The sequence below is a fragment of the Bartonella sp. AC62GZZY genome, from assembly GCF_042196525.1.
Taxonomy (GTDB): Bacteria; Pseudomonadota; Alphaproteobacteria; order Rhizobiales; family Rhizobiaceae; genus Bartonella.
In genome coordinates this window covers 1-8,512 of sequence record NZ_JBHIQN010000024.1, presented here as the reverse complement: position 1 = coordinate 8,512, position 8,512 = coordinate 1, and the positions used below count along the sequence as shown (strand labels likewise).

Annotated in this window: 8 protein-coding genes and 4 pseudogenes; 8 read left to right on the top strand and 4 right to left on the bottom strand. The window is 37.4% G+C overall.

The features are described 5' to 3' along the window. The first annotated feature begins 391 nt into the window (after positions 1-391). Together ACFIML_RS08515 and ACFIML_RS08510 are read left to right on the top strand one after the other, a co-directional pair. Positions 392-1,150 carry an antA/AntB antirepressor family protein gene (locus tag ACFIML_RS08515; protein ID WP_375687929.1) on the top strand — a complete coding sequence of 253 codons (759 nt, stop codon included), beginning with the start codon at positions 392-394 and terminating at the stop codon, positions 1,148-1,150. Continuing rightward, complete coding sequence (locus ACFIML_RS08510) at positions 1,147-1,425, top strand: hypothetical protein (protein WP_375687927.1); 279 nt, start codon at positions 1,147-1,149, stop codon at positions 1,423-1,425. Before ACFIML_RS08515 ends, ACFIML_RS08510 begins: the two co-directional genes overlap by 4 nt. A gap of 37 nt (positions 1,426-1,462) precedes the next feature. Here ACFIML_RS08510 and ACFIML_RS08505 read toward each other — a convergent pair whose 3' ends face one another. Continuing rightward, the gene (locus tag ACFIML_RS08505; protein WP_375614238.1) at positions 1,463-1,783 is read right to left on the bottom strand and encodes an addiction module antidote protein; all 321 of its coding nucleotides are present in this window, start codon (positions 1,781-1,783) and stop codon (positions 1,463-1,465) included. Next, a complete protein-coding gene (locus tag ACFIML_RS08500) occupies positions 1,770-2,072 on the bottom strand; it encodes a type II toxin-antitoxin system RelE/ParE family toxin (RefSeq protein ID WP_375614239.1) in 303 nt (100 codons plus the stop codon). Before ACFIML_RS08500 ends, ACFIML_RS08505 begins: the two co-directional genes overlap by 14 nt. A 157-nt stretch (positions 2,073-2,229) precedes the next feature. On the opposite strand from ACFIML_RS08500, the gene ACFIML_RS08495 reads away from it, so the two are divergent. From ACFIML_RS08495 to ACFIML_RS08475, 5 genes and pseudogenes are all read left to right on the top strand, one after another. Further along, positions 2,230-2,892: a lysozyme gene (locus tag ACFIML_RS08495; RefSeq protein ID WP_375687925.1), complete on the top strand. Its 663-nt coding sequence runs from the start codon at positions 2,230-2,232 to the stop codon at positions 2,890-2,892. Then, positions 2,889-3,116 carry a hypothetical protein gene (locus ACFIML_RS08490; protein WP_375687923.1) on the top strand — a complete coding sequence of 76 codons (228 nt, stop codon included), beginning with the start codon at positions 2,889-2,891 and terminating at the stop codon, positions 3,114-3,116. Before ACFIML_RS08495 ends, ACFIML_RS08490 begins: the two co-directional genes overlap by 4 nt. 128 nt (positions 3,117-3,244) lie before the next feature. Then, a pseudogene (locus ACFIML_RS08485) lies at positions 3,245-3,455 on the top strand (hypothetical protein). Between the two features lie 327 nt (positions 3,456-3,782). Beyond that, complete coding sequence (locus tag ACFIML_RS08480) at positions 3,783-4,694, top strand: DUF488 family protein (protein WP_375687921.1); 912 nt, start codon at positions 3,783-3,785, stop codon at positions 4,692-4,694. A 9-nt stretch (positions 4,695-4,703) separates the two neighbouring features. After that, positions 4,704-4,880, top strand: a complete 177-nt coding sequence (locus tag ACFIML_RS08475; protein WP_375687919.1) for a hypothetical protein — start codon at positions 4,704-4,706, stop codon at positions 4,878-4,880. Positions 4,881-5,691: 811 nt separating this feature from the next. Here the strand turns inward: ACFIML_RS08475 and ACFIML_RS08470 are convergent. After that, positions 5,692-6,239, bottom strand: a pseudogene (locus ACFIML_RS08470) (antA/AntB antirepressor family protein). 272 nt (positions 6,240-6,511) lie between these two features. Beyond that, positions 6,512-7,660: pseudogene (locus ACFIML_RS08465) on the bottom strand (tyrosine-type recombinase/integrase). 486 nt (positions 7,661-8,146) lie between these two features. Between ACFIML_RS08465 and ACFIML_RS08460 the strand changes: the two are divergent. Further along, positions 8,147-8,395: pseudogene (locus ACFIML_RS08460) on the top strand (Arm DNA-binding domain-containing protein); the annotation flags it as partial. Between the last annotated feature and the right edge of the window lie 117 nt (positions 8,396-8,512).

The window sequence follows — 8,512 nt, the reverse complement described above, 5'->3', positions numbered from 1 at the left end:
GATGATACCCTTGACCCAAACGCCCCACCCAATGCATACGACGAAGGCAAAGGCGTTATCCATATGGATGAGGAAGACATCAATTAGCAAAAATGCAAAAAAATCTCGAAAGCAACTTGACATTGTGGCGACAATATGAATAATCGAATTAGGTGCCTCAAAAACGCCTTAAACACATAGCGGATAGATTGCCGAAACAGTCTTTTCACCGCCAATTAAAAGCTTTGACTCATTATATGTTACTCGCATATAATAGATTTGTCGGGTGTAGTTATGCTATACAATACCCTTTGGGAAAGGCATAACGACGGGCTATGTGCCGTGTTTTTGAGCACCCGGCACTCTTCATAGAGTGTCAATCAAAAACCTTTAAGCACATAGGAGCCAAATCATGGCACAATATTTAATCGACATACACAAAGCTACAATTGATGGCGATACCGTTCAGACGGTAAATGCACGTGAGTTACATGCATTTTTGGAAATAGGAAAAGATTTCTCTACTTGGATTACTGACCGTATCAATAAATATAATTTATTAGAAAACCAAGATTTTGTTTGCTCCCCGATTTTGGGGAGCAAAGGTAGGGGTGGTCACAATCGTAAAGACTATCACCTGATCTTAAGTGTAGCTAAAGAACTTTCGATGCTTGAGAATAATAAGAAAGGTAGAGAAGCTCGTTTATACTTTATCGAATGTGAAAGACGGTTAAAACAAGTAGCAACACCACAGATAGCCGCTCCACAAGTTGATTATTCCAAACCCGAAGCATTACTGGGTGTCTTGAATCACCTACAAAGTCAAATTGAGCAGAAAGATCATGTTATTGCCGAATTGGCTCCAAAAGCAGAAGCTTTAGATGGTTTAAAACGCTCTGATGGGTTGTTTGGTCTTATCGAAGCAGCAAAGATGTTGGAGGTACGACCAAAGGATTTAACCGATTATTTGCGTAAACATGATTGGGTCTATCGACGGGCTCCAGGGGCGCCTTTGTTGCCTTATCAAGATAAAATCAAAAAAGGCTTTATGGATTGCCCTGCTATCACTATTCAAAGACCAGATGGTACAGAAAAGGTACTCCCTTCAACAAAAATTACCTCCAGAGGATTAGCATGTTTAAGAGAGCAAATTCATGGAGGTGTGCAATGAAGATAGATACCAACTTCTTATGCGATTTATGGATGGCATTGTTTAAGCTTTCTAACCATCGAGGCATTGGAGATGAGGACTGCAATGCTATAGTTGAGGTTATGGAATTAATAGAAAAAGTTTTGATTTTAAAACTTCAAGATGAGATGCCAAGTATACTTAAAATCTTAACAGTTCTAACAGATTTTGGCGATTCAGAGTTACCGCATAGCATGGATTCTTTGTTGCGAACTTATGAACCAAATTTGGAGCCTCCCATTAAAAAGGTTGCTTAAATACCTCCCTTCCCCATCTTTAAAGGTGGGGAGGTGGTTAAGATGCTTCTTCTAAAGCTTTCTGCTCCTTACAATTCTTTTGAATAGGTGTCAAACTCATTTGCAAATCTAAAGCACTCAAAACACTAAGAAAAGTAGAAAGGCGTGGATCACCTTTATCGCTTAAAGAACGATAAAGAGACTCGCGATTTAGTCCTGTCTCTTGGGAAACAGCTGTCATTCCTTGTTTACGCGCAATAATGCCTAATACATGTGCAATATAGCCGCTATTTTTGGTTTCTAAAGCATCATCTAATAAGATCTTAAAGTCTTCAGGTGTATTAAAATATTCACTTACATCAAATTTAGTAATTTCCATGTTTCATTTCCTTTACTAATTGAAGGGCTTTTTCGATATCTTTTTGTTGTGTGGATTTATCACCAGCATTTAATAACAAAATGATTTGTTTCCCTTGTTTTACAAAATAAACCCTATAGCCTGGTCCATAATTTATTTTTAGTTCACCAATGCCACAGAAATATTTCACGTCTCCTAGAAGCCCATATTCAAGGCGGAAAATACGTGCAGCAATTTTCTTTTGCACTTGTTTGTCTTTTAACGAGTCTAACCACTCTGTAAAACAGTGTGTTTTTTTCACAATAAACATTTGTAGTTTATATGCTACATAATAGATAATGTCAAATACATTCTTTTGTTCCAATGAACAAGCTACATAGGTTTTAACAAGCCATCCTTTCAAATGGGAAAAATATCAATTTTTAATCCAGCTCTGCTTTTGCGGGGCTTTTTTTATGGAGAAACATATGCGAAAAATATCACCAGAAGGGCTAGCACTGATTAAACAATGGGAAGGTTTGCGTCTCAATGCCTACAAAGACGCCATTGGAGTGTGGACCATTGGTTATGGACATACAAACAATGCTGGAAAACCTTTTGTTCATAAAGGTATGGCAATCACTGAAAAACACGCAGAAGAACTTCTTTGCCAAGACTTAAGACAATTTGAAAATGCCGTTGAACAAGCCGTTCAAGTTTCTTTAACCGATGAACAATTCGCGGCTTTAGTCTCCTTTTGCTATAATGTAGGAACAACAGCCTTTTGTAACTCGACACTGTTAAAAAAGCTCAATAGTGGCGATTATGAAGCAATCCCAACCGAATTACAGAAATGGACCAAAGCCGGTGGTAAACGCTTGCAAGGTCTTGTACATCGGCGTGCAGCAGAAGCAGGCTTATGGGCGAAAGGTGCTTTTGTTTCCTCTAACTACCAAACCGTAGAAACGCAAGCACCAACAGGGCTTTTCAAAGCCGAAGCCCTTGCACCAGTCATTGGCTCTTTTTCTGGGCTTGGTGGCTTATTAGCCGGCAATGGTCCAGTGCAATGGGCGCTCGCCACTATCATGGTTTTAGCTGCATGTGCTGGCATTTTCTTTGTTGCTAAACGTTTTCAGGAACACCGCCTATGATCTTATGGATGAAAAGAAATCTGCTGTTAACAGGCGCGGCTTTAGCCGCTTTTTTTATGGCTTTGGCAAAAGCTTTTACCCTTGGAAAAAAGGCAGAACAGCAAAAGCAAACAGAAAAAACCTTAAAGACAGCAACAACACGGCTGGAGGTGGAAAATGAAGTTAATCAGAAAAGTGATACTGATGTGCGTGCTGCTCTCTCTCGTTGGTTGCAGGACAAATAAGTATGTCTCTTGTGTTGGTTGGTTGCCAATTTATTTAGAGAGGCAAGATGTCAACGTCATCAGTTCCAATTTAGCAAGAGAAATCTTAAAGCATAACAAGCAGGGTGAACGTGTGTGTGGGTGGAAACATGGCTAAAAAAAAACACAAGACGATACAGAACTTACAGAAGCAGAAAAAGAAATGCTTCAATAAATGATCATCACCTATCAAAGTGTGAAAATGATGCTCGTTTGATGAAGTGGATAGCATTCATCCTCTTTTTGCTTATCCTTGATTTTGCACGTATTATGGATGCATTAGTAAGTATTTTTACACAAAAACCAAATATCCGACTCTAAACATACTCTGAGACGCGCGAAATTCTTTAGAAAATGATTTCTTAATTTTGCTCGTCTCATGGAGATGATAGAGAATGTCTTTGTACATTTAAAATAGTGGATTTCAAAAAATTAAAATATAGTAAATATAGAGTAAATAAGTTATGCCTTCTCCAGCGCATGAAATTTATAATAACCGCAATCTTGTTTTTTTAGAATTTTTTTCATGGTATAATCTCAAATATTAGGAAGAAACTACGTTTTTTTGTTTTTATCTGGATTTGTGTCAGAAAATTTTAACTTAGTACAAACTTTTGATTTGATAGAGTGGGGTCTTGGGATGAACATATGGAAAAAATAAAAGGGAAAATTTTATTTAAACGGCAAAAAATATTATTGACTCTACTTCAAGAATTTGGAGGGTGCCTTTCAAGTACAGATTTTCAAAAATATTTATTTTTATTCACACAACGTGAAAAAATGCACAGTTATGATTTTGTGCCCTACAAATTTGGTTGTTTTTCTTTTCAATCTTATGCTGACAAACGTCGACTTGTAGAAATGGGAATCCTTGCTAACAATCATAATTATTGGCAGTTGGTGTCAGAAAATAATGATTACAGTACCAATATTGCACCTTCTATACAGAATAAAATTTTTTCATTTGTTGAAGAATTTAGTACGATAAGAGGTAATGAACTTATCCGGTACGTATACAAAAATTACCCATATTTTGCGATTAATAGTCAGATAGTAGATGAGGTTATGGATGAAGAAGACTTAGAAAAAATCGATGAATTTCGATCAAAGGATGAAAGCTTTTGTTTTTATACTATCGGTTATGAAGGAGCGTCTTTTGATGACTATCTTAACCGCCTCATCAGAAATAATGTCAAACTTTTGTGCGATGTTCGCAAAAATCCTATAAGCCGAAAATATGGGTTTTCCCAAAGACAATTGTCCAATAACGTGGCTAAGTTTGGTATTGAATATGTGCATATACCAGAATTGGGCATTGTGTCTGAAAAGCGTCAGAACCTCAATACACAAAAAGATTATGAATGTCTTTTTGAAGATTATCAAAATACAATTCTCAAGAACAATAGCAACGCAATCAGCAGGCTATATCAACTTTTTTTAGATAATAAGCGTATTGCAATTACTTGTTTTGAAGCTAATGTATGTATGTGCCATCGAGGGCGAATCGCGTTAGCCCTCACTCAATTGCCGAATTGGAACTATGAAATAAAACATATCTAAAGAATAAATATGGCAGTAATAAAAAAAGAACGAGTGTTGATTACGGTGAAAACTTATCCAACACCTTCTACGAAGTATATAGAATTAGTGTGTACTGCTGGCGTTAAGGAAGATGGTTCTTGGATTAGGATTTATCCAGCGCCATTCCGCTTTCTGAAAACAAAATACAAAAATATCAATGGATAGAACTTTCTCTTGAAAAAAATCCCAAAGATTATAGGCCAGAGAGTTATAGGCCATGTAACATTGAAGATATTAAGCTTTGCGAGTTCATTTCATCTAAACGGGACTGGGAAGAACGTAAGCGTTTAATACTGGCTAAGAATACGATATACACCGATTTACATGCTGTAATTGCAGGGGCAAAATCTAATGAATTTTCACTGGCTATTTTTAAGCCATCACGAATTAAAAAGTTTGTTTTTAAACCGATTAATCCAATACTGAATCCTAAAAGGGAAGAAGTTGTTTGTGAGTTAATCCGGCAGGGTTCACTTTTTGAAAAAACGGACAATTTTATACGAACAAAACAATTGCCTTACAAATTTTCATATGAATTTACAGATGATAAAAATGTTAATAGCACGCTAATGATAGCAGATTGGGAAATAGGTCAGCTTTACTGGAACTGCAGGAAAAAGGTCAAATCCGACGAGAAAGCAATTCAGCTAGTTCAGCAAAAATACTATGACGATATTGCCAATACAAAAGACGTTTATTTCTTTTTAGGAACAACGTTTAAAAGTCATAGAATAGCGAAAAATCCATATATTATCATCGGAATATTCTATCCACAACATACATCGCAACTACAGTTAGATTTTTAAGTTTACTTGAAAGAATCTGGAGTAGTAAGGATATTAATCACGGAATGCTCTACACGCCTCATGGATGCCATAGACAATATCTTTGCACATCTCAAACAATGGTTAACCAAAAACTGAAAGCCTTACCCTCTCCCCGCTTTTAAAACGGGGAGATGAAATCGGTTTTAAACTTAAGCAGCTTTCGTAACAGATCTTACTAAGACCTGCTTTGCTTCTTCAACAAGCTTTTTATAATGCCTGCTTTCTTCTGCTATCGTAAAAGCTTTAACGAGATGCATATGAAGAGGTCCATAAATGTAAACAGCTTTTTTAGTTGGAGACATTTTATCTCAATCTTTTGGGAAATTAAAGCGTGTATCATTATCATAATCACCAGATTGACTTTTTAGCTTTTTCTCACACTCAATAAAGTAACGACGAGCCTGTCTACCTTTCTCATTGCGCTCAACCATGGAAAGCTCTTTTGCCATGTCTAGAGTGAGGTGATAATCTATTGCTGTACAGCTCTAGATTTTGCGGTCCCCAATTTTGGAGACCGCAAATCTTGTGTTTTTATAAAATCACTACCCTCTTCAAATTTATACTGATGAATGCGGTCTTTAATCCAGGTAGAAAAATCTTTCCCTATTTCCAAAAACGCGTGTAATTCGCGTGCATTTACTGTCTGAACAGTTTCCTGATCAACTGTTTGTTCCGTAATTTTTATAAGAATGTTCATAATGAACTCCTATGCAGTTAGAGGTTTTCTATTGACACTCAACAAAGAATGCCGGGTGCTAGAAAACACGGTGCATAGCCCGTCGTTACGCTTTCCCTATAAAAGGTATTGTATAGCGTAACTACACCCGACAAAGCTATTATATGCGTGTAACATACAATGAGTCAAAGCCTTTAATATGCGGAAAATAAACTGTTTCGGCAATCTATCCGCTATGCATCCAAGGTGTTTTCTAGGCACCTGATTCGAAAATACACATTATAGAAATAATGTCAAGCCTTTCCTGATATAAAAGACGCCCACTGCTCTAAAAGAATACGCCGTTGCTCTAAAAAATCCGTTCGCATATAAGCTTTTGTCACTGAACTCCCACTGAATGCGCAAGAACAGTTTCGGCAATCTCAAAGGGTGTTGACGTTGTTTCTGCTATCCAATCCCGTAAACTGGAACGAAAACCATGGGGACGATAAGTCAAACCACAAACTGTCATATATTTTGCCATGCTTGCATCAGAAATTGGTTTGCCTGTAAGACCAGAAAAGAGAAAACCATTTTTTTCAAAGGGAAGAGATTTTTCAATCACTTTTAAAGATTCATTACTCAATGGCACGCGAAAATCTGAAACTTTCCCTACAATGCCCTTCATATTTTCTTTGGGTATCGTCCATATATCTTTATCAATTTGTTCAAGACGCAAATAGCGCAATGGATACGACCGTACTCCAGTCAAAATCAAGAGCTTCAGTGCTAAATTTGAAAGGATATTATCATCCAAGCTCTGATAAAATGCAGGAACTTCTTGCCATGGCATAGCAGGAATATTTGTTGGTGTAGTACGGGGCTTTCCTAAAAAGGCGGCGTGCTTTCATACAAGCTTGTAGATCAACTTCCAAACCAAGAGCCGCCGCATATTTCAAGCAAATGTTAATACGGTTTAAAGCTTTTCGTGCTGTATCTGCTTTTTCATGCCAAAGGGGCGCAAGAACATTGCGAATGATATTAGCCGTTAATTTTTCTATAGGTAAATTACCTATGTGTGGAATAACACGCAATTCCAGCGGAGAAAACCAGCGGCCGTTTTTACCTTCATTTTTCAACTCTGCTTTTTTACTTTCAAAAACTGCTTTTGCAATTTCTTGAAAAATATTGCTTTGCTGTTTTAAAATAGTCTGTTCTCAAAAGACAATAGGATCATTGCCTTCTTTAAGAATATCACTATAATATCTTGTAAGCTCACGCGCTTCTTTTAAAGAGAGTTTCGTAACAGGACCAAGTCCCATTTCACGGCGCTTATTGCGGTGCGTATAGCGAAAAAACCAAGAGCGTGTATTGTCTTTTCGAACATTCAACCACAACCCTGCCCCGTCACAATATTTACCCTGCGGAGACGTCTTTACGAATGATGCTGATAACCGATGAATCGCCCTCTCTTAATGTTCCCTCTCGTCCACCTTTTAGACCACCTTTAATTTCTGATTTGAGATTTTTCCTTTAATTCTTAATTTTTTTATTGGAACATAAAAAATTATAGACATCAATACGCCCTTACACATCTTTATATACTTTGAATCTTGTTGCTAAGCCCCTGCTTGCCGCGTCTGGGCACCATACTCTTCTTTGTTATATGTAACCTATTGTTTTTTTTATTTACTTTTTAAGTAAGGGATACCTGAGTAAAGTTAAGGGAATAGGATTTTCTAACATTTCTCTATAAAGCGCGCTTCGCATAATAACAATATATTGATTTATAATGATAATCTAGATCTGTTCATATTGAATTAGCCCCTCGAATAACGTAGGATTCTCTCATTTCAAATCTGCTTATCTTGAATCAATCAAAACCACTTGCTTGCACGTCACAAGCGGGGCTGATGTGTGGGTAAAAATTGTACAAGAAAGGAGTAAAAATGGTTCTTATGAATCGTCTTAAGTGCCAAGGGCTGTCGCAACATTGGGGGCTGACAAATATAATGATGGCGCCCGGCTTGCTTCTTCACAAACGTAAAGATGGTAGTGCTCAATGGCTTTATCGTTATACCATTCATGGTCGGCGCCGTGAAGTGGGCTTGGGTGCCTTGCGAGATGTTTCTTTAAAACAAGCCCGCTGTATCTCTAAAAGTGATTTCATCTTTTCACTTACCGGTCGTGGTCCTCTTTCACATACGATGATGGCGGCGTATATGAGAAAAAATAAAATTGAAGCCTGCCCGCATGGCTTTCGCTCTAGTTTACGCAATTGGCTTGCTGAAACAACCGATGCCCCCTATGAGGTC